The organism is Photobacterium aphoticum (genome assembly GCF_001029435.1).
Lineage (GTDB): Bacteria > Pseudomonadota > Gammaproteobacteria > Enterobacterales > Vibrionaceae > Photobacterium > Photobacterium aphoticum.
This window is the reverse complement of sequence record NZ_LDOV01000108.1, coordinates 1-329: the sequence shown is the minus strand read 5'-3', so window position 1 is coordinate 329 and position 329 is coordinate 1. Positions and strand designations below refer to the sequence as shown.

1 pseudogene is annotated in these 329 nt (G+C 47.4%); it reads right to left on the bottom strand.

The features are described from left to right. Positions 1-329 (bottom strand): annotated as a pseudogene (locus ABT58_RS23885) (ribonucleotide-diphosphate reductase subunit alpha); the annotation flags it as partial.

Genomic DNA, 329 nt, shown 5'->3' with positions numbered 1-329 from the left:
CCTTGCTTGATTTCACAGACACAAGGCCACGCGGCGGCTCAATACCGTTTGTCGCATTCGAAATCTGGGAAGACGTTTCAGATGGCATCAGAGCCGTCAGCGCTGAGTTGCGCAGACCATGTGCTTTGATTTCACCGCGCAGCCATTCCCAATCAAGTTTCAGCTCATGGCTACAGATTGAATCAACCGCTTTTGCATAGTGATCAATCGGCAGTTAGCCTTTCGCATACTTTGTTTCTTCAAACCACTCACACTTGCCTTTCGTCTTAGCAAGCTCGTTTGATGCTTTCAGCAAATAGAACTGAATTGCCTCAAAGGTTTCATGAACC